The sequence below is a fragment of the Nocardia sp. NPDC004260 genome, from assembly GCF_053603155.1.
In genome coordinates this window covers 60,765-86,369 of record NZ_JBSGEZ010000015.1, presented here as the reverse complement: position 1 = coordinate 86,369, position 25,605 = coordinate 60,765, and the positions used below count along the sequence as shown (strand labels likewise).

18 protein-coding genes and 1 pseudogene are annotated in these 25,605 nt (G+C 70.7%); 6 read left to right on the top strand and 13 right to left on the bottom strand.

Features of this window, described 5'->3' with window-relative positions; translation table 11 throughout:
- Position 1: 1 nt before the first annotated feature.
- The 7 genes from ACWEO7_RS11735 to cobC all read right to left on the bottom strand — a co-directional run bounded on the left by ACWEO7_RS11735 (position 2) and on the right by cobC (position 15,543).
- The gene (locus ACWEO7_RS11735; RefSeq protein ID WP_452422835.1) at positions 2–7,237 is read right to left on the bottom strand and encodes an amino acid adenylation domain-containing protein; all 7,236 of its coding nucleotides are present in this window, start codon (positions 7,235–7,237) and stop codon (positions 2–4) included.
- Between the two features lie 178 nt (positions 7,238–7,415).
- Positions 7,416–9,887, bottom strand: coding sequence for an FAD-dependent monooxygenase (locus tag ACWEO7_RS11730; protein ID WP_452422834.1), 2,472 nt, complete (start codon positions 9,885–9,887; stop codon positions 7,416–7,418).
- Positions 9,888–10,200: 313 nt separating this feature from the next.
- Positions 10,201–11,394 carry a bifunctional RNase H/acid phosphatase gene (locus ACWEO7_RS11725; protein WP_450015154.1) on the bottom strand — a complete coding sequence of 398 codons (1,194 nt, stop codon included), beginning with the start codon at positions 11,392–11,394 and terminating at the stop codon, positions 10,201–10,203.
- Positions 11,395–11,425: 31 nt separating this feature from the next.
- Positions 11,426–12,163, bottom strand: a complete 738-nt coding sequence (locus ACWEO7_RS11720; RefSeq protein ID WP_452422833.1) for a zinc ribbon domain-containing protein — start codon at positions 12,161–12,163, stop codon at positions 11,426–11,428.
- A 73-nt stretch (positions 12,164–12,236) separates the two neighbouring features.
- Positions 12,237–12,881 (bottom strand): hypothetical protein, encoded by a 645-nt coding sequence (locus tag ACWEO7_RS11715; RefSeq protein ID WP_452422831.1) that lies wholly within the window; start codon positions 12,879–12,881, stop codon positions 12,237–12,239.
- A 136-nt stretch (positions 12,882–13,017) separates the two neighbouring features.
- On the bottom strand, positions 13,018–14,130 hold the full coding sequence (locus ACWEO7_RS11710) for a Nif3-like dinuclear metal center hexameric protein (RefSeq protein WP_452422829.1): 1,113 nt from the start codon (positions 14,128–14,130) through the stop codon (positions 13,018–13,020).
- 372 nt (positions 14,131–14,502) lie between these two features.
- Positions 14,503–15,543 (bottom strand): Rv2231c family pyridoxal phosphate-dependent protein CobC, encoded by a 1,041-nt coding sequence (cobC, locus tag ACWEO7_RS11705; protein WP_452422827.1) that lies wholly within the window; start codon positions 15,541–15,543, stop codon positions 14,503–14,505.
- Between the two features lie 44 nt (positions 15,544–15,587).
- Here cobC and ACWEO7_RS11700 point away from each other — a divergent pair, with 44 nt between their 5' ends.
- Positions 15,588–16,109, top strand: coding sequence for a low molecular weight protein-tyrosine-phosphatase (locus ACWEO7_RS11700; RefSeq protein ID WP_452422825.1), 522 nt, complete (start codon positions 15,588–15,590; stop codon positions 16,107–16,109).
- Positions 16,109–17,011, top strand: a complete 903-nt coding sequence (locus ACWEO7_RS11695; protein WP_452422823.1) for an SURF1 family cytochrome oxidase biogenesis protein — start codon at positions 16,109–16,111, stop codon at positions 17,009–17,011. The genes ACWEO7_RS11700 and ACWEO7_RS11695 overlap by 1 nt, the downstream gene beginning before the upstream one ends.
- A 52-nt stretch (positions 17,012–17,063) precedes the next feature.
- Here ACWEO7_RS11695 and ACWEO7_RS11690 read toward each other — a convergent pair whose 3' ends face one another.
- Both ACWEO7_RS11690 and ACWEO7_RS11685 read right to left on the bottom strand, forming a co-directional pair.
- A complete protein-coding gene (locus ACWEO7_RS11690) occupies positions 17,064–17,462 on the bottom strand; it encodes a VOC family protein (RefSeq protein ID WP_355072770.1) in 399 nt (132 codons plus the stop codon).
- Between the two features lie 169 nt (positions 17,463–17,631).
- The gene (locus tag ACWEO7_RS11685; RefSeq protein WP_452422821.1) at positions 17,632–18,549 is read right to left on the bottom strand and encodes a cobalamin biosynthesis protein; all 918 of its coding nucleotides are present in this window, start codon (positions 18,547–18,549) and stop codon (positions 17,632–17,634) included.
- Between the two features lie 137 nt (positions 18,550–18,686).
- Between ACWEO7_RS11685 and sigJ the strand changes: the two genes are divergently transcribed.
- Positions 18,687–19,637, top strand: a complete 951-nt coding sequence (gene sigJ / locus ACWEO7_RS11680; protein WP_452422819.1) for an RNA polymerase sigma factor SigJ — start codon at positions 18,687–18,689, stop codon at positions 19,635–19,637.
- Here sigJ and ald read toward each other — a convergent pair whose 3' ends face one another.
- Both ald and ACWEO7_RS11670 read right to left on the bottom strand, forming a co-directional pair.
- Complete coding sequence (gene ald / locus ACWEO7_RS11675) at positions 19,638–20,747, bottom strand: alanine dehydrogenase (RefSeq protein ID WP_452422818.1); 1,110 nt, start codon at positions 20,745–20,747, stop codon at positions 19,638–19,640.
- A 130-nt stretch (positions 20,748–20,877) separates the two neighbouring features.
- Complete coding sequence (locus ACWEO7_RS11670; RefSeq protein ID WP_452422816.1) at positions 20,878–21,645, bottom strand: MBL fold metallo-hydrolase; 768 nt, start codon at positions 21,643–21,645, stop codon at positions 20,878–20,880.
- A 71-nt stretch (positions 21,646–21,716) separates the two neighbouring features.
- Between ACWEO7_RS11670 and ACWEO7_RS11665 the strand changes: the two genes are divergently transcribed.
- The 3 genes from ACWEO7_RS11665 (at position 21,717) to ACWEO7_RS11655 (ending at position 23,585) form a co-directional block, all read left to right on the top strand.
- Complete coding sequence (locus tag ACWEO7_RS11665; protein WP_452422814.1) at positions 21,717–22,664, top strand: GlxA family transcriptional regulator; 948 nt, start codon at positions 21,717–21,719, stop codon at positions 22,662–22,664.
- A gap of 52 nt (positions 22,665–22,716) precedes the next feature.
- Positions 22,717–23,232: a gamma carbonic anhydrase family protein gene (locus ACWEO7_RS11660; RefSeq protein ID WP_452422812.1), complete on the top strand. Its 516-nt coding sequence runs from the start codon at positions 22,717–22,719 to the stop codon at positions 23,230–23,232.
- A 167-nt stretch (positions 23,233–23,399) separates the two neighbouring features.
- Positions 23,400–23,585: a hypothetical protein gene (locus ACWEO7_RS11655; RefSeq protein ID WP_039803648.1), complete on the top strand. Its 186-nt coding sequence runs from the start codon at positions 23,400–23,402 to the stop codon at positions 23,583–23,585.
- A 24-nt stretch (positions 23,586–23,609) separates the two neighbouring features.
- On the opposite strand, the gene ACWEO7_RS11650 is transcribed toward ACWEO7_RS11655, so the two are convergent.
- Both ACWEO7_RS11650 and ACWEO7_RS11645 read right to left on the bottom strand, forming a co-directional pair.
- The gene (locus ACWEO7_RS11650) at positions 23,610–24,608 is read right to left on the bottom strand and encodes a GAF domain-containing protein (RefSeq protein WP_452422810.1); all 999 of its coding nucleotides are present in this window, start codon (positions 24,606–24,608) and stop codon (positions 23,610–23,612) included.
- Positions 24,609–24,712: 104 nt separating this feature from the next.
- A pseudogene (locus tag ACWEO7_RS11645) lies at positions 24,713–25,512 on the bottom strand (SDR family NAD(P)-dependent oxidoreductase).
- Positions 25,513–25,605 lie beyond the last annotated feature (93 nt).

Below are 25,605 nucleotides of genomic sequence, written 5' to 3'. Positions count from 1 at the left end.
CTCAGGCGTCCAGCATGGACTCGTCCCACTCGCGGTCGAGGTCGGGATCGGCGGCCGACAGCACCTCGTCCAACCGCAGCCCCAGCTCGCCGATGTTCGGCTCGGTCATCATGTTCAGGTGATCGCCCGGCACGTCGATCACCGTGAACCGGCGCGCCGCGTACTGCTTCCAGCCGTTGTCGGCGCTGTCGAACATGCTGCCGACGGTCTTGTGCGCCAGGTCGACGCCCGGCGGCAGGCCCTCGGTGGCGCGCAGCAGCGTGATGTCGCGCTGGTACGGCTCGAGCTTGTAGTCCAGCATGGCCGAGTAGTTGGCGAAGAACACCTCGTAGAGCCGCCGGATCGCCTGCGGCGAACTGTCGGCGGGCAGGATGCCCGACCGCACCGACTCCGCCAGCATCGCCGCGAACAGATCCTCGGAATTGTGCACGCCGGGCTCGAAATCGACCAGGGCGGAGCGGCTTCCCCGCGCGTACCACAGCAGCTCGAGGAAGAACCACCGAATGAGCTTCTCCTCCGGAATCGGGGTCCGAGTGCGAGCGCGCAGCGCCATGGTGTCGAGCAGCGTCACACTGGAGACCTCGTGCTCGGGCAGCTGGCGGGCCATCTCCAAGGCGACGTAGCCGCCGAACGACCAACCCGCCAAGTGATACGGCCCCTTCGGATGCACCCGCCGCACCGCCTGCAGGTACGACTCCGTCATGGCGGGAATGGTCTTCTCCGGGGCGCTGCCGGAATCCGCGCCTGCCGCCTGCAACCCGTAGATCGGTCGATCCGGATCCAGATAGCGCGCGAGGGCCAGGTAGCACAGCACGTTTCCGCCGATCGGGTGCACCAGGAACAGCGGTGGCTTGCTGCCGCCGACGCTGATCGGCACCAGCGGGTCGAATGTGCGTTGCACGGCACCCGACCGCACCAGGGTGGCGATCCCGGCGGCGGTGGGCGCGCCGATGAACGCGTCCAGCGGCACCTCGACGCCCCACCGGCGCGACAGCGCCATCACCACGCGCATCGCCCCGATCGAGGTGCCGCCCGCCGCGAAGAAGTCGTCGTCCACACCGATGGCACGCAGTCCCGCGTACTCGGCGAGCAGTTCGACCGCCGACCGCTCGTACTCGTCGGCGGGCTCCCGCCGTGCCGACACGGTTTCCGTGGCGTCCTCGCCGTAGGCGCGCAGCGTCGCGTCGTCGCGCTTGCCGCTGGGCGTGCGGGGCAGCTCATCGAGCCAGGCGAACCGCGACGGCACCATGTGCGCGGGCAGCATCGAGCGCAGGTCGTGCCGCAACGCGGCGAGGTCGGTCCGCTCGGGCGCGCCGACCAGGAACGCGATCAGCGAGCCGTCGATGCCGCCGAAACCGCGCGCCACCACGGCGGCCTCGGTGATGCCGGGGAACTTCTCGACCAAGCTCAGGATGCACAGCTCGACTTCGGCCGGCTCCACCCGGAACCCGCGGATCTTCACCTGGCTGTCGCTGCGTCCCAGGCAGACGATGTCGCCGGAGAACAGCCGGACGCCGAGATCACCGGTGCGGTAGCGGATTCCGCCCGCGTGCGTGGCGACGAACCGCTGCGCGGTGAGCGCGGGCCTGCCCTCGTAGCCGCGAGCGATGCTGCGGCCGCCGAGATAGATCTCGCCGATCACGCCGTCCGGCACCGGCCGCAGGGCGCTGTCGAGTAGTTCGACGGTGTCGCCGTCGACGGCGCGCCCGATGGGCGGCAGCGCGGGGAACTCGTCGGCCGGACCCGTGAGCGTGAACTTGGTCGCGACGTGGGACTCGGTGGGACCGTACTGGTTCTCCAGCACCAGGCCGGGAACCACCTTGCACAGGGCGCGGATCTCGTCGGTGATGCGCAGCTGCTCGCCGGAGGAGATCAGCACCTTCAGTTCGGTCGGGAACATCCGGTGCGCCACGGCCGCCTCGGCGAACGCCTGCAAGGCCACGTACGGCAGGAAGAGCCGTTCGATGCCCTCTTCCACCACCGTGGTCAGCAGTTGCTCGACGTTCGATCGCAGATCCGCCGAACTCACCCGCAGGGTGGACCCGGCCGCGAGGGTGGTGAAGATCTCCTGGAACGAGACGTCGAAACTCAACGGCGCCAACTGCAGTGTGCTCAGCAGGCCGGTGCCGGTGGCCGCGCGATTCTGCCAGTCCACCAGGGAGGTCAGGCCGCGATGCGGCATGGCGACACCCTTGGGCTCACCGGTCGACCCGGAGGTGAACAGCACGTAGGCCACCGCGTCGGGCGAGACGTGGTCGGGCAGCGCCACTTCCGCGTCGGGCGCGGAGTCGTCGAAGAGCGCGGCGGTGTCCAGCACCAAGGCGGCGTCGTCGACGATGTCGCGATAGGCGGCGTCGGCGATCACCCGATGCGGGCGGGCTCGGTCGATCATCAGATTGAGCCTGGCTCGCGGGTAGCTGACATCCAGCGGAACACACGCGGCCCCGATCCTGGTCAGCGCGAGCACGAGCAGCACCAGTTGCGGGCGGCGCCCCATCAGGATGCCGACCCGGTCGCCCGGCGCCACCCCGAGCCCGACCAGGCGCCGGGCCAGCCGGTCGGAGCGCTCGATCAGCTCGTCGTAGGTGACCGACTCCTCGTCACCGGCCAAGGCGATGCGGGTGGGGTCGAGCGCGGCCGCCTCGGCCACCAGCGTGCCCACGTCGCGGGCGGTCGCGGGGCCGACGCCACGGTCGATCGCCGCGTCCGGGTCGGCGACGATTCCGGCCAGCATGCGCAACTGGGTGAGCGCCACGGTCTCGCACTGCTCGGCGGTCAGCGTGTGGTCGCCGTCCACCCGCAACCACATCCGGCCGTCGCGCGGGTCGGTGGCCGCGGTGACCAGCAGTTGGAAGTTGGTCTCCTCGCGGGCGTCGAAATCGAGCAGGCGCACGCCGTCCAGCACGAGCATGGGCTGGAAGACGTGGTAGTTGACGAAGTTGAACGCCGTCTCGAAGACCGGCCCGCCGTCGGCGAGGATCGACCGCAGCGGGTAGCGGCGGAACGGATAGGCCTCGCGTTCGCGTCGCGCGATCTGCTCTACCGCCGTGCGCCATGTGGTCGCGGTGCCGTCCAACCGGATCGGCAGCGTGTTGAGGAACAGGCCCGCCACTCGTTCGGCGCCGGCCCGGTCCGGGCGACCGTGGCTGACCACGCCGGTGGTGACGTCCGTGCGGCCGGTGAGCGCCCGCAACGCCAGGCAGTGCGCGGCCAGATACACCGACTTCTCCGGCACCTGGTGGCGCGTGGCGAACGCGGAGACCCGTTCGGCCAGCCTGCGCGGCACCAGCGCCCGCGCTTGCGGCACGCCCGCCACCACCGGCTGGTGCACCCCCAGCGCGGTGAGCGCGGTGGGTTCGGCGCCTTCCAGGGCGGTCAGCCAGTACGCGCGGGCCGCGCTGTCGCGCGCGGCGCTCTGCTCGGCCCGCGCGTACTCGGCGAGCACGGTGGCCGGATGCGGGGTGGCCTCGACCCGGTTGCGAGTCATGCCGATGTGGTGGAGGTAGTCCAGCAGCAGTTCCAGCACCGACGTGGCGACACTCCAGCCGTCCAGGATGGCGTGGTGGAAGCTCAGCACCAGGTCCACCGTGCCGACCGGCTTCTGCGAGCCGGGACGGACGAACACCCGGATCGCGAACAGCGGAGCGCGTGAGATGTCGTACTGGGCGTGGGCCCGCTCCTGGAGATAGATCTCGATCAGATCCTCGCCGTCCGCCTCGTCCATCTCGCCGAGATCGATGATCTCCAGTTCGTAGGGCGGCGCGACATGCACGATCTGCAACGGAACCGAATACCTGCTCAGCTCGAACGACGAGCGCAGCGCGGGTTGACGCCGCACCAGCCGGTCCACGGCATCCCTGAATTGCGAAGCGTCCCAGGGCACTTCGAGCCGATAGCGGAACACGTCCTTGTAGGTGACCGAGTCGGCGCGCTCGATGCTGTGATACAGCATGCCCAGTTGCAGGGCCGTTGCCGGGAACGCGTCCTCGGCCTGGTGCAATGCGGCGCGGTCGATCAGCGGCACCGTCTCCAGGGGCGCGGCGACGCGGCCACGCTCGCCGTGGCGGTCGTCGCGCACGACGCGGGCCAGCTCGGCGATGGTGGGCGCCTGGTAGAAGGCGTCCACGTCGAAGTACAGCCCGGCGCGTTCGGCTGCGGTGCGCACGGCCAGCGCGAGGATGGAGTCGCCGCCGTGGGTGAAGAAGTTGTCGTGTACGCCGACCGACTCGACGCCCAGCACGGTACGCCAGACCTGCGCGAGCCTGGTCTCGACATCGGTGCGCGGCTCCGCGCCCGCGACCGGCTCGCCGCCGTGGCCGAGGACGAGCTGCTCGGCCAGGGCGCGCCGGTCCAGTTTCCCGTTGCGAGTCAGTGGAATCCGGTCCACCCGGATCAGTCGCGACGGCACCATGTAGCGGGGCAGCCGGGCCGCCAGCTGCGCGGCGATCTCCTCACCGGAGACGTCGGCGCCGACGAAATAGCCGACCAGTTGCACGCCGTGCGCTTCCGAGACCTCGTCCACCACGGCCGCCGCACGCACCCCGGCGCAGCCGAGCATCGCGTTCTGCACCTCGCCGAGGGTGATCCGGTTGCCGCGGATCTTCACCTGATCGTCGAAGCGACCCAGGTATTCGAGATTGCCGTCCGGCAGCCAGCGCGCCAGGTCACCGGTGCGGTACCGGCGGCGCCCCGGCACCGCGCGATCGTCGACGAACGCCGCCGCGGTCAGCTCGGGCCTGCCGCGATAGCCGCGGGCCACGCCCACCCCCGCGATGTTCAGCTCCCCCGGCACGCCGACCGGCACCCGGCGGCCGATGTGATCGAGCACGAGCAAGTCGATGTTGTCGATAGGGCGGCCGATCGGCACCACGTCGAGCGGATCGTCGGCGGGGCAGTCGAAATAGGAGACGTCGACGGTGGCCTCGGTCGGTCCATAAAGATTCACCAGCTGCGGCGCCGACGCCCCGGCCGCGGCGAAGACCGCGTGGAACCGGCGCACGAGCGCCGGGGGTAGCGCCTCGCCGCTGCAGAAGACCCGTCGCACGCTGCCGATCCGGGCGACCGTAGCGGGGTCGGCCGTGAGTTCGTCGACGAACGCGGCCAGCATGGAGGGCACGAAGTGCAGCACCGTCACGCCGTGTACGGCGATCGCGTCGGCGATGCGGCGCGGATCGCGCTCGCCGCCAGGTTCCAGCAGCGCCACTTTGGCGCCGGTGATCGCCCACCAGAACAGCTCCCACACCGAGACGTCGAAGGTCACCGGCGTCTTTTGCAGGATCACGTCCGAATCGTGTAGGGGATAGCGTCGCTGCATCCAGGTCAGGCGGTTCACCACCGACCGGTGCTCGATCATCACGCCCTTGGGCACGCCCGTGGAACCGGAGGTGTAGATGAGGTAGCTGAGATCCGCTGGGTGCGAGACATTTTCGATACCGCGCGCCGGGACGGTGTCGGCCACCGTGATCCTCGTGACGCCCAGCCTGTCGAAAACCGCTCGATGCTCCGGCCCCGCCACGACGAATCGTGCCTCGCAGTCGGCGAGCACGGTCTCGATTCGAGCGGCCGGGAAGTCGGGGTCGAGCGGCACATAGGCGCAACCGGCCCGCAGCGCACCGAAGATCGCGACGAGCATCTCCGTCGAGCGGGGCAGTACCACCGGGACACATTCGTTGCCGGTCGCGCCCAGTGCGTGCAGCCTGGCGGCGAAACCGTCCGCGAGCGCGGACAATTCGGCGTAGCGCAGCGGCTGCTCCCCGGACCCGGCGACCGGTTCGATCGCGATCCGGTCCGGATGCCGTGCGGCCACGTCGGCGACCAGCCGATCGATCGTCGTGTACGGGAATTCCTCGCGCGGACCGGATTCGAACGCGGCGATGGCCGCCTGTTCCCGCCTCGGCATCAGCGGCAACGCCGAGATCGGCACCCCGGGGCGGTCCAGCGCTGCCACCAGCAGCGCGCCGACGCCGCGCACGACCGATTCGAACGGGAAGTTGTCGTCGAAGACGTCCTTGTCGTAGTAGAGCTGGAGGTTCAGCGAGCCGTCGCGCGCGTGCTCGACGCCGAGAATGTTCAGCGCCTCGAGCACCGTGCCCGGGTTGACGATGTCGAGGGTGCCGAGAATTTTGTCGAGGTGATCCGACGGCGGCATCTTGATGTAGGAGTACGCCACGTCGAACAGCGGCGGCGCCGTCGGGTCGCTGCTGAGGGCACGTGCCAGGTCACCGTAGGGAAAACGCTCGTAGCGCTTGAGTTCCCGGATCTGCGCGGCCACTTCCGAGGCGACCGCCGACAGCGGCTCGGCGGGGTCGACCCGGATGCGCAGGGGTACCACATTCGTCCGGTGCCCGGCAGTGCGGAAGGTCTCCGCGCTGTGCCGGTTGAGCATCGGGACGCCGATCACCACCTCTTCGGAGCGGTGAATGGTGGTCAGGTAGGCGGCCAGCGCCGAAACGGTGAACGCGAAGACGGAGAAGCCGGTGGCGCGAATGCGGTCGAGAAACGCGGGTTCCACCACCACGCGCCGCCGCCCCCTGTCGACGTTGGGGGTGCTCGCACGTCCGGAGAACAGCGCGGGCACCACTCCCTCGAAGCGACGCACCAGCGCGTCGCGGTCCGCCGCCCACTGCGGGGAGGACAGATACTCCTCGTGCTCGGCGGCGATCTCGCGATAGGTCGCCGCGCCGCGGTCGGTCTGCTCGGTGAACGGCTCAGGCTCGGCGAGCTGCTCGAGCGAGAGGTCGGTGCGGCTGTAGTTGTCGACCAGGGCGCTCCAGAGCGCGTTCACGCCCCAGCCGTCGATCATCGCGTGGTGCATCGCCACGTAGAGATGGAAGTGGTCGGGCCCGTCGACCAGCGCGGCGATCCGGAACGGCTGCCGGGGCGGGGACGGCGTCACATTGGCCCGGTTCACCCAGTCGCGGCGCGCCGCGGCCGGGTCCGACGCCCAACTGAGATCGACCAGCTCGACCTCGGGTAGCTCGTCGGAGACCCACTGCCAGAAGCGGCCTTCGGAGAACTCGAACCGCAGGCGCAGCGCCTCGTCGGCGAGCAGCGCCCTGCGCACCACCGCCCGCAACCGGTCCATGTCGAACGGTGCGTCCATGAACGCGCAGTAGGCGTTTCGGGTGACCGGCGCCGGGGCATACCGGTAGGCGACCGACAACACATCGCGTTGGTACGCGCTGACCGGCCAGGCTTCGGGGGGTCTCTCGGAAGTAGCACTCGGTTCGAATGTCACAGTCACTCCTATCGCGACAGTCGCGGCACCGGCCGTGCGCGGATCTACTCGAGCCCACCCTGATCGCTGACACGCAAAGCTGCTACCACACTTATCCAGTTATCGATATCGCGAATCACGGCATCGGCACTGCCGATGCCGCGACTCTGCTGCTGTTATCGCGGTGTATGCGGGCCGGTCAGCAAGCTGACAGCAGCGCGCGCACGCTTTCGTCGGCCAGACGATCGGCGCGGTCACGTGATACCGCGGGCTCGACGTAGCCGATGTTGAGGGACAGCTCGTTGTGCGTCGCGTTGGCGGTGGCCATGATGAAGCCGCTGACGGACATGCCGGAGACGAACTGCGCGCCCTCCAGCTGCCAGGAGCCGATCTTGTCCGGGAAGGGGTAGTCGCCCAGGTAGGTCATACAGAGATGTCCCGGGCCGCGAGTGTCCATGAGTTTCACCGTGGACGCGCTGGCGGCCACCGACTTCGGCGCGGCCACCTTCAGCAGGTTCAACGCGGACAAGTGATCGCGCCGGTCCATCCGCGCACCGTACTCGCGCTCGATCTCGTCGGCGATCTCCCACAGCGAAGCCCACGGCGCGTACTTCGCCGGGGTGGCGATCATGCCCTGATAGGTGCCGACCTCGGTGTCGCCCGCGGCGCCGTCGAGATGGTCACGGAAGTTGACCGAGCTGCCGACGGTGTACCAGGCGGCCTTGTCGGTGCCCGCCTCCCTGGCCGCCGCGATCAGCAGCGCGGCGGAGAGGGCGGCCTGCAGGCCGACGCCGTGGCGGGCGCAGCCCGCGGTGAGCGCCTCCAACCGGTCGCCGTCGAGGCTGCGGTGTACCACCCGGCTGCGCCGCTGTGCGGGCGGGGCGAGCCTGGTCGGCTCCAGCCTGCGCGGCTTGCGCAGCTGCGACTTCTGGTCCCGCAGAAACGATCCCGCGGTGCGCAACGCACCGCCCGCCCCCTGGAAGCGCGGCGGGAACAGCTCCTCCGGTCCAGGCCGGACCGGCGCGGGCGCGAAATCGCCGCCTTCTCCCGCGGCCACTTGGAGCACCTGCTTGGCCACCGACAACGCGCTCTCGCCGTCGGCGATGGCGTAGTGCAGCGTGACGATCAGCTCGTTGGTGCCGTCGGTCTCCTTGATCAGCACCGCCCTGGCCAGCGGGCCGGTACGCCAGTCGAAGGGCTCGCGCAGCTCCACCTCGTCGGCCTCGGTCAGCCAGTTCGTGCTGTCCTCGGATTCGATCACGCGCAGCGGGATCGGCGCTTGCACCGGCACGAAACGCGGTGCGGTGCCGTCCGGTTCGGCGGCGACGGCGACCCGCAAGAGCGGATGTCGGCGCTGCACTTCGTCCAAGCCGGCGCGAATCCGGTCGGCTTCGACGTGGCCACGAATTCGCACCCGCGACAGGATGTGCAGCGGTGCCAGCTGATCGGCGATCCAGTGCCAGCGCTCGACCGGCGAGAGCGGACGCGGCAGCCGCGCCGTCGGCCCGTCCGGCGCCGGGAACGACATCGGTTTGCCGAGTTCACGCAGGAAGAATTCGGTGGGCGCGTGGCGGAAGTAGGTGTCGCGCACCCGCACCAGGCGCGGGTCGGTGGTCTGCTCGATCTTCGCCAGCGAAGCCGATCCGTTCACGAACATGGCGGTGCGGTCGGCGCGCAACTTCTCGTAACGACGCAGGCCCGCGACCGGATCCAGGGAGTTGCGCAGCACAGTGGCCAGCACCACCGCGTCCTCGATCGCGGCGTTGGCGCCCTGGCCGAGACTGGGCAGCATCGGGTGCGCCGCGTCGCCGAGCAGCGTCACCCGGCCGCGGCCCCACTGCGCCAGCGGCGGGCGGTCCTGCGCGGGCACGGCCAGGATCGCCGCTTCGTCGGTCTGCTCGATGCAGGCGCGCACCTCCGGCGCCCAGTCGGCGTACAAGCGCAGTAGGTCTTCCTTGCCGCCCTGCCAGTTGGCGGCCTCGTCGGCGGGCAGCGTCTTGGTACCCCACCAGTACACCCGGCCGTGACCGATGTCGTGGATGCCGAAACGCATTCCGGTGCCCCAGAAGTGCGCCGACAACCCGCGCGCGACATTGGGGTGCTCGAACGGGATGCAGGCCAGCCAGCAGACGAAATCGCCGGGCCGCGGCTCGGCGCGACCGTGCAACTGGGCGCGCACCACCGAGTGGATACCGTCGGCGCCCACGAGCAGATCACCCTCGGCGACCCGGCCGTCGGCGAACTCGACGCGCACGTGCTGGCCGTCGTCGACGAAGCAGGTGGCCTGCGCGCCGACGAAAGTCGGCGTGTCGCCGATCGCGTTCAGCAGCACGTCGTGCAGGTCGGTGCGGTGCAGCGCCACGGCGGGTGCGCCGAGCTGGGCGTCGAGCCGATGCACCGGGAGCACCCGGATCGGGCTGCCGTCGGGGTTGCAGAAACGGAAGGTCTCGACCCGGCCGCCGCGTTCGAGCAGCTGCTCGTCGATGCCGAGACCCAACGTGCGCAGTGCGTTGATTCCGTTGGCCTGCACGGAAAGTCCGAAGCCCTCGGCCCGCAGTTCCGGGGCCGCTTCGTATAGTTCGACGCCGAATCCCGCATGCCGCAGGGCGGCCGCGGTGGTGAGTCCTCCGATCCCTGCCCCGAGAACGACAACCTTGATCGGACTGCTCATCGAACCTGCACTCTCATCGAACCACTCGACGGCACAGGTGTTCCCGCCGCGACGCGGCCCGCGGGCCACTCTGCCCGCGCGAAACCGTCCCGCTGAGCAGCACTGACCGAGGTCACTGCGTCGACCCCGACCAGGCAGGCAGCTAGGACGCCTGTGCCTGACCGTCCGGAAGCCTACCGCTACTCGGCGCGCAAGGCCGAGTTGAAGTGAGATTCACCGCATCGCGCGATTGTGAAACGGAAATGTGTTGCAATGAGGCATAATTCGCCCTCCACGCACCGCGTTCGCCCTCGAATCGGGCTTGTCGTCGGCTTCAGAGGTAGGACGTATCGTTCACCAGACGCACCGAAGACCCGCCGTCGAGATAGAACTCGGCTATCGACAGCGACGCCAGATCCAGATGCAAGCGATACAGCAGCGACGGGCCGGCATCGAGGGCCAGCCGCAGCAGCGTCTTGATCGGGGTCACATGACTGACCACGACCACATTGGCGCCGGGATACCGCTCGAGCAGGTCGCGCAGAGCCGCGTCCACCCGCGCGCGGACCTCCTCGAAGTTCTCCCCACCGGGCGCGGCGACGGTGGGATCACCGATCCAGCGGGCGTGCAGATCCGGATCGCGTTGCGCGGCCTCCGCGAAGGTCAACCCCTCCCACGCGCCGAAGTCGGTCTCGATCAACCCCTCGTGGATCTCGACCGGGACCCCGAGCGCGGCGGCGGCCGCCTCGGCGGTCTCCCTGGCCCGGCCGAGCGGAGAGCTGACCACCGCGGCGATGCCGCCTTTGGCGGCCAGCATCTTCGCGGCGCGCGCGGCCTGCTCGCGGCCCAGCGGGGTGAGCGGCGGATTGCCGCGACCGGAATAGCGGCGTTGCACCGACAACTCGGTTTGGCCGTGGCGAAGCAGCAGCAAACGCGTGGGCCTACCGGTGGCACGGGTCCAGCCGGGACCGTGCTGCGCGGGCTTCGACTGCTCGGCGTTCGCTTCCTTGGCTTCGTCGATCCAGCTCGGCAGATCGCGCTCGGTGTGCGCGAGAGCCGGATCGGCGGCCTCCACCGACCGGGTGCCTGCGGCCGGGGCACGGCCCTCGTCCACGTCGGCTCCGGCGTCCATAGCCTCGTTCGCGAGCCGGTCGGCATGCGAGTTCTGCGCGCGCGGGATCCAGCAGTAACTCACCCGGGCGAACCCGGCCGCGATCCTGCGGGCCTGGTCGGCGAGCGGGATCAGGGCCGCGTGCTTGATCTTCCAGCGACCGGACATCTGCTCGACGACCAGCTTGGAATCCATCCGCACCACGACCGATTCGGCGCCCAGCTCCGCGGCCGCCGCCAACCCGGCGATCAGCCCGCGATATTCGGCGACGTTGTTGGTGGCGATGCCGAGGAACTCCCTACGCTCGGCGAGCACCCGGACGTGATCGGCGTCGTAGACCACCGCGCCGTACCCGGCCGGACCGGGATTGCCCCGCGAGCCGCCGTCGGCCTCGACGATCACCTCGGGGAAGCTCATCGCATCTCCCCGGCAACCGGTCGCGGCGAACTCACAGCCCCGATTCCCTGGTCCGGACCAGGATGGCGCCGCACTCCGGGCAGCGCACGACCACGTCGGGAGCGGTCTTGGCGATACGGGCGATCTCGCCGCGATCGAGTTCGATGCGGCACGCGCCGCAACGGCGCGCCTGCAACAGGGCCGCGCCGACGCCGTGCTGCTCCTGCTGACGGTCGTAGATCGCCAGCAGTTCGCCGGGCAGCTTCGCCACCACACCGGCGCGATCGGTCTCGCAGCGCGTCTGCGCCACGTCCAGATCCGCGAGCGCCTCGTCCCGCTGTCGCCTGGCATCGGCGAGTTCCTCGTCGGTCTTGCTCAACCGCGCGCCCGCGTGCTCGTGATCGGCGGCCGAGGCCTCGCGCCGCTCCATCACCTCGAGCAGCTCGTCCTCCAGCACGGAGCGGCGGCGCTCCAGACTCCCCAGCTCATGCTGGATCTCCGAAAGCTGTTTGGCGTTCACGGTTCCCGCGGTGAGCAGACTCTTGTCACGCTCCTCGCGCTTGCGCACCGCCTCGACCTCGCCCTCCAGCTTGCGGATGTCGCGGTCGAGATCGTCCAGCACGATCTCCACGGCCACCGCGGCGTCGGAGTGCGCGTTGCGCTCGGCCTCCAGCCGCGCCACCTCCTGCTGCTCGGGCAGCACGGTGCGGCGGTGCGCGATCCGGGTCAGCTCGGCGTCGACGGCGGCGAGCCGCAGCAGCTCGGCCTGGATCGGGGGTTCGACATTCAACGCGGACAAACTCCTGGACGGGGTGGGACGGGACTGGTGTTCAACCGTACCCCGCCGGATCGGCGGACCGGCGTCAGCCGCCGACCGTGCGAGTTTTGATGGCGTCGCGGGAGATGTAGACGTCGTATTCGCCGGGCACCGCGATCACCGCGTTGCCGTAGGCGGAGCGCACGAACGGCTGGGTCCACCAGCGGCCGGCACGCATGTCGGCGAAGAAGTCGCGGTCGCCGTCGTTGAGAAAGATCTGGTTCTGTTTGGTCGCGACGCCGTCCAGACGCTGACCGTACAGGCGGCTGATCCGGTAGCCGGAGTGAAAGCCCAGAGCGTTCACCCACGGCTCCAACTCGACGAGGCCCGCTTGCAGTACCCACATGTCGCCTTCGACCCGGTGGGTGAGCCGCTGTTCGGGGTGGTCGTCGTCGCCGTACAGGGTGAGGTCGACATCCAGCAGGTGTTCCTGCCCCGCCACCGGCTTGGCCACCACGTGCGCCGCCTTGATCTCGCCGGTCAATCCCAGATACGTCTGCAGCAGCGTCGCGATCCACAGCAGCACCGCGGCGACCAGCAGCAGCGCGAGCCCGCCCGTCCCCCGCGCGAGCAGCGGCCGCATGCCCACCCGGCGCGCCGCGATCAGACCGGAGACGATCAGCGCTACACCGACGACCAGCAGCAGGATCAGCCCGATCTGCACGAGCCCGAAATCAACCGGGAAGTTCATGCGGTAGTTGTACCCCGCGCGAACTACTCGATTCACCCGAACCGCCCAACCTTTCCCGGCCCGGCACGGACACGCCCCGACACGCCGTTGCCAGTTCGTCGCCGAGACAACGGGTTCGGACGCGGACGTGCGACGCTCAGCCGGGCGCGCGCATCGTCCACGGGTCGGTGCGCAGCGTGGACACCCTGGTCTCCAGGCCGGGCAGGGCGGTTCGCACGATCCCTTCCGCCTGCGCGCACCACGGGAATTCGGTCGCCCAGTGCGCGGCGTCCACCAAGGCGGGCCCGCCTTTGCGCAGGTGCTCGTCGACCGGGTGGTGGCGCAGGTCGGAGGTGAGATACACATCGACACCCAGCCCGCCGGCCCTGTTCAGATAGGAGTCACCCGCGCCGCCACACACCGCGACCGTGTAGACGGTGCGATCCGGGTCGCCCGCGGCGCGTACGCCCCACGCGGTGGGCGGGAGGGCGCGGGCCACGCGATCGGTGAAGTCGCGCAAAGATTCCGGTTGCGGCAGGGTGCCGATCCGGCCGATGCCGAGCGACGACGGCAGCTGGGCGCGTTCGCCGATGTGATACACCGGGTCGTCACCGGGATGCGCGGCCCGCAGCGCGGCGAGCACGGCCGAGCGCGCGGCGGGCGGGGCGGCCACCTCGATCCGCTCCTCCTCGACGTACTGGAGTTCGGTCAGGGAGCCTTGTTCCGCGGCTTCGGGACGGAACTGGCCGGTCGCGGGCACACGCACCGCACGATCGCAACAGTGCCCGCTCGCGCCCGCGCCGGCGGCGAAGAGCGCGGCGAGCACCGCGTCGGTGTGCGTGCGCGGCACCTGGATCACCCAGTTGTCCACGGCCGCTTCGGGTTTGGAGTCCAGCGGGCCGGTCACGGTCAGGCCGATGGCCGCGGCGAGCGCGTCGGAGACGCCGGGATCGGCGGAGTCGGCGTTCGTGTGCGCGGTGAACAGCGCGCAGCCCGAACGGATCAGTCGGTGCAGCAGCGCGCCTTTCGGCGTGCTCGCCGCGACGGTGTCGACGCCGCGCAGCAGCAACGGGTGGTGCACCACCAGCGCCTGCGCACGCCAGTCGATCGCCTCGTCGACGACCGCGGCGGTCGCGTCCACCGCGAACAGCACCCGGGTCAGCTCCTCGGCCGGGTCACCGCAGACCAGGCCGACCGAGTCCCACGGCTCGGCCAGCGCGGGCGGGTAGGCCGCGTCGAGCGCCCCGATGAGATCCGCGAGCGTGGTCATCGTCCACCTTCCTTCGCTTCGGTTCCGCACTGTGCGGCAGTGGATTCACCGCCGGACGTGCCTGCGTGGCTGCGTGCGCTCGCCCGCCTCGTGCAGGTGATTCGCGTGGTCGGACGGTACGAAGGGCACAGTCCAGCGCCACGGACACCGCGTCCGTCGTGGTGAGCGGGGCCGGACTTTTGTTCGCCCGGATGCCCGGTGCGGCGACCACCATGCGGCGGAATTCCGGCCGACTCGACAGCGGGTCGTCGCCGAGTCGTGGAGATCGGCCACCGGCCGCGAGACGTCCGACACGCGAATTCTCCGTCCGGCCAGTGCGCCTGCGCGTGGGATCGGATCGATGATCGGCGCGGCACGGCCGCAGCCTCGTGCTCACCGGACATCCGCCGATCGGATCGCCGCGACCAGCCGATCGACCTCCGCGGGGCCGCGGACCGCGACGCGCAGGTGTTCCGGGCCCAGGCCTGGGAAGGTGTCCGCGCGCCGGACCGCGATCCCCTCCGCGGCCAGGTGTTTGCGCAGCAATTCACCGTCCGTCACGCGCAGCAGCAGGAACGGGCCTTCCGCCGGAGTGTGGACCGCCACGCCGAGGCCGCTCAGGCGCTCGATCATCGCGGCACGGTGCACGGCGAGCGTTTCGGCGCGGCGCTGCGACTCGGCCACGGCGGCCGGGCTCGCGGTCGCGGTGATCGCCTCCAGTTGCAGGGTGCCCAGCGGCCAGTGCGGTCGCCCGTGGCCGAGGCGCGCCAGCACCTCGGGCGCGCCGAGGAAATAACCGCAGCGCAGCCCCGCCAGCGCCCACGTCTTGGTGAGGCTGCGCAGGACGAGCAGGTCGGGCGCGGGGTCGGCGGCGAGGGATTCCGGCTCACCGGCCACCGCGTCGGCGAAGGCCTCGTCGACCACGATGACGCGCCCGGGCCTGCGCAGGGCGCGGATTGCGGCGGCCGGGTGCAGTACCGAGGTCGGGTTGGTGGGGTTCCCGAGCACCACCAGATCGGCTCCGGCGGGCACCACGGCGGAATCGAGCCGGTAGGGCGGTTCCAGAATCACCCTGGTGACGGGAACGCCCGCTTCCCGGAGCGCGAGTTCGGGCTCGGTGAACGACGGATGCAACACCGCGGCCGACCGCGGCGCGAGGCGGGGCAGCACGGCGAAGCCTTCCGCCGCGCCGGCCAGCAGCAGCACCTCCCCGGGATCGCGGCCGTGCCGGGCCCCGATCGCGCGGCGGGCGGCTTCGGCGTCCTCGGCGCTCGGATAACGCCCCAGATCGGACAGGCGCGCGGCCAATCGCCGCCGCAGCCATTCCGGCGGTGCGGCTCCCTGCACGTTCACCGCGAAATCGAGCATGCCCGGACGTGCGTCCACGTCGCCGTGGTGGCGCAGTTTCGCTCGATCGACGGTGTCCTCGGCCACGAGACCACACCCTACGTGGCGGCGCCGGGGCGGGACCGGCCAGAATGGCAGGCGTGGGCCAGCTGCACGTCTCGTTCGTCTGTACCGGCAACATCTGCCGCTCTCCGATGGCGGAAAAGATCTTCGCCTCGCACCTGTACCGGGCCGGCCTGGCCAATCGGGTGCGGGTGAGCAGCGCGGGCACCGGTTCGTGGCACGTGGGCGACGACGCCGACCCGCGCACCAGCGCGACCCTGCGCAAATACGGGTACCCGACCGGTCACGTCGCCGCGGCGTTCGGCGCCGAGCACAGTGACGCGGACCTGGTGATCGCGCTGGACAGCTCGCACCAGCGCGACCTCGCCCGCCTGGGCATCCCGGCCGAGCGGCTGCGGTTGCTGCGCGCCTTCGACCCGGACGCCGACGGTCAGGACGTGGCCGATCCCTACTACGGCGACGCGGCGGACTTCGAACTCGTGCGCACCCAGATCGAGGCCGCCGTCCCCGGCCTGCTCGACTGGGTGCGCGCCGAACTGGCCGCCGCCGAACCGCCCGACCCGCGCCTCGTCTCCGACGAGCGATCCTGATGCGCAGACTGACCTTCCTGCTTCGCCCCAGCTGGCTGATCCTGGCGGTGCTGGTCGCCGCATTCGCCTACCTGTGCTTCACCGTGCTCGCGCCGTGGCAACTCGGCAAGAACACCGCCACCTCGCACCGCAACCAGTTGATCGCCGACTCGGTGAAGGCCGAGCCCGTCGACGTCGCCACCGTGCTCTCCGGTGCGGGGAGCGAGCACACCGAGTGGCGGCGTGTCACCGCCTCCGGCAGTTATGTGCCGGACTCGACGGCGCTGGTGCGGCTGCGCCATCTCGACGGCGCTCCGGGTTACGCGGTGCTCACGACGTTCCGGTTGGACGACGGGCGCGTACTGCTCGTCGACCGCGGGCTGGTGGCGGCGGTCGACGGCACGCGGCCGCCGCAGATCCCCGAGCCCCCCGCGGGGCCGCAGCGCATCGAGGCCAGGGTCCGGATGTCCGAAGGGGTCACGCCCGGCAAGGACCCGAGCGTCCAGGACGGCTATCGCCAGGTGTACTCCATCGACACCGCCCAGGAGACGGCGGTCCTGCAACAGTCCCTGACCGCCGTGCCGACCGGCGGAGAGCGCGGCGGCTACCTGCAACTGAGTGAAAACCAACCGGGCGCGTTCACTCCGACGCCGCTCCCCCAGCTCGATGCGGGCCCCTATTTGTCCTATGGCCTGCAATGGCTGGCCTTCGGCATCATGGCCCCCCTCGGCCTCGGCTATTTCATTTACGCCGAGATCCGGGAACGAAGGAAAGAAAAGAGCTCCGCCGCAGAATCGCCCGAGGCCACGTCAGGCACCGAACCGGCCGGGTCCGAGCAGGCTCCGTCGGCGGCTCCCAGCGTGCCCGCCGTACCGACCACGGAAGCGCGCCTCGCCGACCGCTACGGCCGCGGCCGCGGTTGATCCCGGCATGGTCGCGGCCGGACCTGCTCGACGCGACACCGGACGATTCGCACTACGGCTGAGCCGGGCCGAGCAGATCCCACCGGTTCCCAGCGATGTCCAGGAAGACCGCCACCTGCCCGTATGGCTCGCTCCGTGGCGCGCCGACGAACTCGACACCGCGCGAGACCATTCGGTCGTACGCCGACCGAAAGTCCTCGACCTGCAAGAAGAACCCGACGCGGCCCGCGACCTGCTGTCCGATCACCGCGGCTTGCCGCGCACCGTCGGCGCGGGCCAGCAATATGCCGGTTTCGGCGCCGGGTGGCCGCACGACCACCCACCGTTTCGGGCGGCCGTCATTCGTGCGAGCCGCTGAGTCCTCGATCAGTTCGAATCCCAACGAGTCGACGAAGAAGTCGATCGCGGCGTCGTACTCCGCCACCACGATGGTCATGAGCCCGATTCGCACCCGCCGACCCTATCCGAGCCGGAACGCGGGTGCGGGCAGTCGGCGGCACCGTCGCCCGCCGATCGGTGCGCACGGTGCGGCAGGTGACCGCCACCACCGGGCGATCGCGAGCGGCTATGGCCGCCGGTGCGCTGGCCGCCCGCCGCGGCGGCGCGGGTCAGCGGACCACTCAGCGCCTCGTCACGGCGACGGCGGCGGCGATCAGGGTGGCGGTGAGTTGCACGGCCTCGGAAAGGCGTACGGCGCGGCGCAAGTCGTGCACGGTCGGAGCTGGGCCGTCACCGAGGACCGGGCGCATCTCCACACCGTGCGGGTACTCGGTGCGGCCACCCAACCGGACGCCGAGCGCCCCGGCCATCGACGCTTCGACCACGCCCGCGTTGGGGCTGGGATGCCCGGCGGCGTCCCGGCGCCACACGGCCAGGGCGGCAGCGGGCCTTCCGCCGATCGAGGGTGCGAGCACCGCGGTGAGCAAACCGGTGACGCGCGCCGGGATCAGGTTGGCCACGTCGTCGACGCGCGCGGCGGCCCAGCCGAATTGCCGGTAGCGCTCGTTGCGGTAGCCGATCATCGCGTCCAGCGTGTTGACCGCGCGATATCCGAGCAAACCCGGAACGCCGGCCACCGCTCCCCACACCACCGGGGCGACGGCCGCGTCGGAGGTGTTCTCGGCGATGGACTCCAAGGCCGCGCGGGCGAGACCGTCCGCGTCGAGCGCCTGCGGGTCGCGGCCGCACAGCGAGGGCAGCAGCGCGCGGGCGCCGTCGAGATCGCCCCCCGCCAGGCGATCGGCCATCCGGCGACCGGTTCGGGCCAGACTCCGGCCCCCCAGCACGGTCCAGGTCGCGGCGGCGGTCGCGACCACGCCGCCGCGGCGCACGGCCACGCCGAGTCCGACCACGGCACCGACGGCCAGCGCCTCGTGCACCAGCCCCGCGGCGCGCCGGTCGGCATAGGTCACCGACTCCAAAGCCGCCACCGCCGAACCGAATCCGGCCACCGGGTGCCACCGCCGCGGATCACCGAACGCTCGATCGAGCGCGAATCCGAGCAGCAACCCGAGCGCGGTGGCGGTCCCCTTCTGCACTCGGCGACACTATCGGGCGGGCGGCGACCGTCCCGCACGACCCGGCCGTGTCACACTCCGCGCCCCTGCGTCGTCGACCTGGTGACGCATCCATAGACTCGCCCCGGCGGGGCCCGAACGACGAACGGCGAACAGACGTGACTTCCGAACAGCCTTCCCCCGAGCACCTCGACCAGGCCGAGCTGGCTCGGCGGTTCGAGGAGCACCGCCCGTATCTGCGCAGGCTCGCCTACAGCACACTGGGCAGTCTCAGTGACGCCGACGACGTCGTGCAGGAGGCCTGGTTGCGGTTGCAGCGCCAGTACGAGACGGGCACCGCCGGAGAGATCGACAACTTGCGGGCCTGGCTGTCCACCGTCACCGGCAGGCTCGCTCTCGACCACCTCGGCTCGGCCCGCGTGCGCCGCGAACAGTACGTGGGCGAATGGCTGCCGGAGCCGGAGGTGACCAGCTGGGACGACCCCGCCGACCGGATCACCCAGGACGAGCGGGTCACCACCGCGCTGCTGGTCGTGCTCGAGTCGCTGTCGCCCGCCGAGCGCACCGCGTTCGTACTCCAGGACGTCTTCGGCATGAGCGGCCCCGAAGTCGCCGAAGTGGTCGGCCGCACCCCGGCCGCCGTCCGCCAGCTGGCTTCCCGCGCACGCAAACACGTCGAGCAGGGCACCCCGCGCTTTCCCGCCTCCCCCGACGAGCAGAAGAAGGTGGTGTCGGCCTTCGCGCTGGCGTGGCGTTCCGGCGACCTCGGCGCCCTGCTCGGCGTCCTGGACACGAACGTCAGCCTGACCGCCGACGGCGGCGGCAAGGTGCCCGCTATCCGGCAGCCCGTGCACGGCGCCGAGCTCGTGGCCAAGTTGCTGCTCGGCTGGTACCAAGTGGCGGGCGGCTGGGGCCGTGCGGTGCTGGTCAACGGCCAGCCCGGACTGGTGGTCTTCGACGGCACCCACACGGGCGTCTTCTCCTTCACCGTCGACGACGGCCGCATCGTCGCGATCGACGTGGTCCGCAACCCCGACAAGTTGCGCGACCTGCCCACCACCGGTGAGCCCGACTGGCACCTGGGCGGAAGCCGCACCGAGCGGGAGTAGTCAGCCCGCGACGCCGAGCGGCCGCGAGTACCCGTGCGCGGCTGCGACTTCGGCCGACAGCAGCCGCCCGGCGTCCGCGGTGAGCCCGTGCGCGAGATCGGGGTGCCGGGCGCATGCCTCCTGCCAGCCGAGTTCGGCGATCGCCCGCACGTAGGGCAGGGTCGCGTTGGTGAGCGCGATGGTCGAGGTGTGCGGCACCGCGCCCGGCATGTTGGCGACGCAGTAGAACAGCGAATCCGCCACCCGGAAGGTCGGATTCGCGTGCGTCGTCGGGTGGGCCGAGGCGAAGCAGCCGCCCTGGTCGATGGAGATGTCCACCAGCACCGCGCCGGGGCGCATACCGCCGACGAGCTCATCGGAGACCAGCTCCGGCGCACGCGCACCGGGCACCAGCACCGCGCCGATCACCAGATCCGCCGACAACACCGCGCGCCTGACCTCCGTGGCGTTCGACGCGACGGTGGCGATCCGCCCGTCGAAGCGAGCGTCGAGTTCGCGCAGCCGATGCAGGTTGGTGTCCAGCACGCTGACGCGCGCTCCCATGCCGACGGCGACCGCGGCCGCGTTCGACCCCGCGACGCCGCCGCCGAGCACGACCACTTCCGCCGGGCGCACGCCGGGGACGCCGCCGGGCAGCAGTCCGGCGCCTCCGAGCGGCGCCATCAGGTGATACGCGCCGACCTGGGCGCCGAGTTTGCCCGCGATCTCGCTCATCGGAGCCAGCAGGGGCAGCGACCCGTCGGCGGCGCGCACCATCTCGTAGGCGATGGCGGTGATGCCCGAGCGCAACACGGCGTCGGTGCATTCGCGCGACGCCGCCAAGTGCAGGAAGGTGAACAACACCTGCCCACGGCGCATCCGCGGATACTCCTGCGCGATCGGCTCCTTCACCTTCAACACCAGATCCGCTTCCCGCCACACCTGGTCGGCGTCGGGGACCAGGCGGGCCCCCACCGCGGCGTAGTCGGCGTCGGGAAATCCCGATCCGACGCCCGCGCCCACCTGCACCAGCACGTCGTGTCCGTGCCCGGTCAGTTCCCCGGCGCCCGCCGGAGTCAGGGCTACCCGGAACTCTTGATCCTTGACCTCCTGTGGAACTCCGATCCTCATACCGCCATCGTGGCCCCGGCGCGGGGCCGACGCCACGACCGACGCGCCGAACGCGCACGGCGACCACCCGAGCCGCGCGCGCCGGGTGAGTTTCTCGGCACGTTGCCCAGCTGAGTTCGGACGACCCGTCTCATACGGTGGTGGTACGTCCCAGCGGCGGTATCCGCAACTGCTCGGTGCGGCCGCCGTAACGGAAGACATGGCCCAGGTAGTCGAGCGTCTCGCTGAAGTGCGCCCAGCCTTCGGCGTGGACGGGCACGATCACCGCGTCACCGAGCGCTTCGGCCGCCTCCAGCGCGGTGCGCGCGTTCAGGGTGACGTCGGTGTCGCCGAAACGGCCGACGTTCGCGGCGCCCACGTTGAGCACGGCGATGTCGATGCGGCCGATCCGTTCGACGATCTGCCGTACCAGCTCGACGGAGGCGTTGTCACCCGAGACGTACACCGTCGGTTCGCCTTCGGCGCGCAGCACGAACCCGGTGACGACGCCGCTGAACGGCTCGCAACCTTCGGGACCGTGCAGGGCGGGCACGCCGGTCACCTGCACGCCGTGCACCGTCACCGTCTCCCAGTTCGCCAGCCCGCGCACTCCTTCGATCCGGGTCGCCGCACCGGGCGTGGACAGCACGGTCGGCACCGTGGTCAGCAACTTCCGGCCGGAGTCGTCGAGGTTGTCGGCGTGTTCGTCGTGCGAGAGCAATACGACGTCCACGGGACCGACTTCCGCCAGCGACACGGCGGGCCCGAGGAGTTTGTGCAATGTGATGGGTCCCGGGTAATCCCCCGGCTCGTCGAAGGTGGGGTCGGTCAGCCAGGTGCGGCCCGCGTAGCGGAACCGCACCGTGGGACCGCCGATGTGCAGGAGTTCCAGGCCGGTGCGTTCGATCGTCTCGCTCATGCCGTTGATCTTGTCCCGCCCACCCGCCACAAGACAGTGGCCCGTGAGCCGCTTACCGTTAAGATCGGGCCATGCGTACGGTAGCCGTCCTGGCGTTCGACGGAGTCAGCCCCTTCCATCTGTCGGTGCCCAGCCTCGTTTTCGGCCGGGTCGGCGTCGAAGGGCCCGCGCCGTATCAGGTGGACGTGTGCGCCGAGCGGCCCGGAACAGTCCGCACGCCTGCCGGATTCGATATCCACGTCCAGCACGGACTCGAGACGCTGACGCGGGCCGGCACCGTCGTGATCCCGAGCTGGCGACTCGGCGCACCGCTGTCCGCCGGCGTGCGCGATGCCCTGCGCACCGCGCACGCCGACGGCGCAAGGATCGTCGGGCTGTGCCTGGGTTCCTGGGCGGTGGCCGCCAGCGGACTGGCCGACGGCCGCGAGATCACCACGCATTGGGCCTCCGCCGCCGAGCTCGCCCGCGCGTTCCCCGCGGTCCGGGTCCGCGCCGACACGCTGTGGTCGGATCTGGGCGACGTCGTGACCTCCGCCGGGGTGGCCGCGGCGCTGGACTGCTGCCTGCATCTGGTCCGCGGTGATCTCGGCAGCAAAGCCGCCACCGAACTGGCCAGGTCGCTGGTCACCGCCCCGCATCGCAGCGGCTCCCAGGCGCAGTACATCCCCGTCGCGGTGCCCGACGCCGCCGACGACGATCCGATCGAGCGCGCCATGGTCTGGGCGCGCACCCATCTCGGCGACCCGGTCGACCTGGACGGCTGGGCCCGCGTCGCGCTCATGTCGCGGCGCACCTTCACCCGCCGCTTTCGCGACCGCACCGGCACCAGCCCCCAGCAGTGGCTGCTGCTCCAGCGCACCGATCGCGCGCGGCTACTGCTCGAATCCACCACCGACACCGTGGAACGCATCGCGGTCGACACCGGATTCGGGACGGCGGTGAGCCTGCGCCACCACTTCCACCGCATCCTCGGCACCAGTCCCGCCGCCCATCGCACCAGCTTCCAAGGGCAGAACTGACCCGGACGGGCCGTGGGTGGCCCGCAGAGCCGGGCCCGCTAAGTTCGTGGCCATGCGGATTCAGCTGGGCGAGCATGCGCCGGAGATCGAAGAGAGCGCGTGGATCGCGCCCAACGCCACCGTGATCGGCCGTGTACGGCTCGGCGCCGAGGTCAGCGTCTGGTACAGCGCGGTGCTGCGCGGCGACCTGGAGACCATCGAGGTCGGCGCGCGCAGCAATATCCAGGACGGCAGCGTGCTGCACGCCGACCCGGGCTTCCCGCTGACCGTCGGCACGGGGGTCTCGGTAGGGCACAACGCGATCCTGCACGGGTGCACGATCGGCGACGACGTGCTCGTCGGCATGGGCGCCACCATCCTCAACGGCGCGGTGGTCGGACCGGGCAGCCTGATCGCGGCCAACGCGCTGATCCCGGAGGGCGCGCGGATTCCGCCCGGTTCGCTCGTGGCGGGCGTGCCCGGCAAGGTGCGCCGGGAACTCGGCGCCGAGGAGCAAGATCGCATTCGCCTGAATGCGACTGTCTACCTAGCAAATACAGCCCAACATCGCACGGCGAATGAGGTGTGAAACAGGACACACTGATCAAGTGTCCATGAGAGATCGCTGATAGCATTCAGCCAGCGTGCCCGGCGACCCGGGCTCTCCTGTCGACACGGTTGTCGTGCGACTTGTAGCGCAGTGGTGAACCCACCCGGGTCGATGGGTGGGCGAGCGTGCAGGCAGGAGGTATCACGGTGTCGTACGTGCAGTCGGGTGTGCACGGGCCCAAGGGCCGGATCAGCGTCGCCGACATCGCGGCCCAACCGGGGGGAGTCGAGGCACTCCAGCGCCGGGTTCATGAATTACGTTCTCGCGGTGTGGATTTCGCCGCGAACGCGATCGAGAAGGAAATGGCCGAGCTGGATCTGCCGCGCCAATGACTTCGACGCCACGCTCACCGCGGATCACGATGCCGCGGTGAGCGTGGCGAGTCCGGCCGTGGTGTGCTGATCCAGCGCCATCAACGCGGCCCGAATTCGTACCGTTTGCCAGCCGCCGTCGACCCGGCGCAGGCGCACCGTCCCCTCGGTGCGATGCCGCGCCAGATCTCGCGACATGGTTCGCGCGGTCGCCAGATCATCCGGATGAATCTGCGGCCTCGGTTGCCCCGGGAGATCCGCCCAGGCGACGTCCGGCATGGGCGGGCCGATCCACCGGATCAGCCGCAACGAGCGCAGATCGACGATCGCGCGGTACTCGCCGGGTTCGGTGGCGGCCTCCAGCACCGCGTACTCCAGGATCGTCGGCGGTGGAGCGGCGGAGACGGCGGTGGCCGCGCCGATGTCCTGGGTCACCCCGCGCAGCAGCACATGAGGCTCGCCCGCGTCGTCCGGCTCGGCGACGATCCGGCAGGCGAAATGCCCGGCGCGCAAGGCGTCGTCGTCGCGCCGGATGGTCCAGACCGCCTGATGCTCGGTGCCCGGCGCCGAGTTGACGATCTTGGCCAGCGCCTCGCTCTCGTCGCGGTTGGCGACCAACCGGGTGAACGCGCCCGCGATGGCCAGCTCGGCGGACCGGTTCTCCGGCGCGACGCCGTACAGGTCCAGCAGGTCGATACTGCGCACCGAGCGGTTGGTCGTGAGATCGAAGTACCACGCCCCCATCGGGTCGGCCGCCGCGACCGGCTCTTGCCGCGGGCCCACCCACAGTCGTACGGCATGCGCCCGCCCCGGCACGATGAGCAGCGGCTCGGCCCGCACCGTGCGCCGCCCGTCGCCGGAGACGCACGCGACCGGCACACCGGTGGCGCACGCCCGCCGCAGCGCCGACTCCGCGTCGGCCCGCGCCAGCGGATTACGCACGATGTTGCTCAGCGGTACGAACGCCTTCGGCGCGGACCCCACGGCGATCACTCGCCCCGGCTGACCCGAAAAGCACTCCAGCAGCAGCCATTTCGTCACCATACGCGCCCCCGCACGCCAGCATCGGCGGTCCACCGTAACTCGTAATATGCTCGGCTGGTTCTCATTTCGCCCTCCCCGTCCCTGACCGCGCGTCCCGCGTGCGGTCAGGACCGGAATACCATGTCCAGCACCTTCTCGTGGTACGACCCCGCCATTCGTGTGACCAGGTCCACAGCGATGGCATCGATTCCGACCAGGACTTTCGCCTCGCCGCGCGCAGCGCCGCGCAGAATGGTCCGCGCAGCGGCTGCCGGGCTGGTCCGCGCCACATGTTCCTCGAATCGGCGCACCACCGCTTCCGCGTCGACGCCCGGCGCGACGCTCGCCGACCGGGCGATCCCGGTGAGCACGCCGCCGGGATAAACCCCGGTGACCCGCACCGAGCCGCCCGCCGCACGCATGTCCTGGCGCAGCGAGTCGGTGAAACCGCGTACGGCGAACTTCGCCGCGTTGTACGGCGCGTGCCGCGCGACGGCCACCAGCCCGAAGGCCGAGGACATATTGACGACATGCGCGCGATCGGCGGCCAGCAGATGGGGCAGGAACGCCTTGGTCCCGTTGACCACACCCCAGAAGTCGACGGCCATCACCTGTTCGAAGTCGCTGAAGGGCGACTCCAGCACGCCGCCGACGTGCAGGATGCCCGCGTTGTTGAACAGCGCTTCGACCCGTCCGAACCGCGCGACGGTCCGCTCCGCGTACGCGAACACCGCCGCCCGATCGGTGACGTCCACCGTGCTCACCGACGGCTCCCGGCCCACGGCCGCGCACAACACCCCGTCTCGGCCACGGCATCCGCCGACTTCTCCGACAGCGCCGGCGATGCCCCCGCGCCCGCCAATGCCCGGCCGATGCCCGAACCCGCGCCGGTGACCGCCACCACACGATTCGCGAAATACCCCATGGCCCAACCCCTTCCGGACCGGCCGGAGTCGCGGCCGGACACGACCACAGGCTGGTGAGCCGAATCTGGACGCGCGGCCCACTCCCATCCGGC

Coding starts and splice junctions, on each gene's coding strand:
- ACWEO7_RS11700 (WP_452422825.1), top strand. CDS start 15,588: ATGGCAGGCGTGGGCCAGCTGCACGTCTCGTTCGTCTGTACCGGCAAC.
- ACWEO7_RS11710 (WP_452422829.1), bottom strand. CDS start 14,130: ATGACCACGCTCGCGGATCTCATCGGGGCGCTCGACGCGGCCTACCCG.
- ACWEO7_RS11695 (WP_452422823.1), top strand. CDS start 16,109: ATGCGCAGACTGACCTTCCTGCTTCGCCCCAGCTGGCTGATCCTGGCG.
- ACWEO7_RS11660 (WP_452422812.1), top strand. CDS start 22,717: ATGCGGATTCAGCTGGGCGAGCATGCGCCGGAGATCGAAGAGAGCGCG.
- ald (WP_452422818.1), bottom strand. CDS start 20,747: ATGAGGATCGGAGTTCCACAGGAGGTCAAGGATCAAGAGTTCCGGGTA.
- ACWEO7_RS11665 (WP_452422814.1), top strand. CDS start 21,717: ATGCGTACGGTAGCCGTCCTGGCGTTCGACGGAGTCAGCCCCTTCCAT.
- ACWEO7_RS11715 (WP_452422831.1), bottom strand. CDS start 12,881: ATGAACTTCCCGGTTGATTTCGGGCTCGTGCAGATCGGGCTGATCCTG.
- ACWEO7_RS11650 (WP_452422810.1), bottom strand. CDS start 24,608: ATGGTGACGAAATGGCTGCTGCTGGAGTGCTTTTCGGGTCAGCCGGGG.
- ACWEO7_RS11725 (WP_450015154.1), bottom strand. CDS start 11,394: ATGAGCTTCCCCGAGGTGATCGTCGAGGCCGACGGCGGCTCGCGGGGC.
- ACWEO7_RS11670 (WP_452422816.1), bottom strand. CDS start 21,645: ATGAGCGAGACGATCGAACGCACCGGCCTGGAACTCCTGCACATCGGC.
- ACWEO7_RS11730 (WP_452422834.1), bottom strand. CDS start 9,887: ATGAGCAGTCCGATCAAGGTTGTCGTTCTCGGGGCAGGGATCGGAGGA.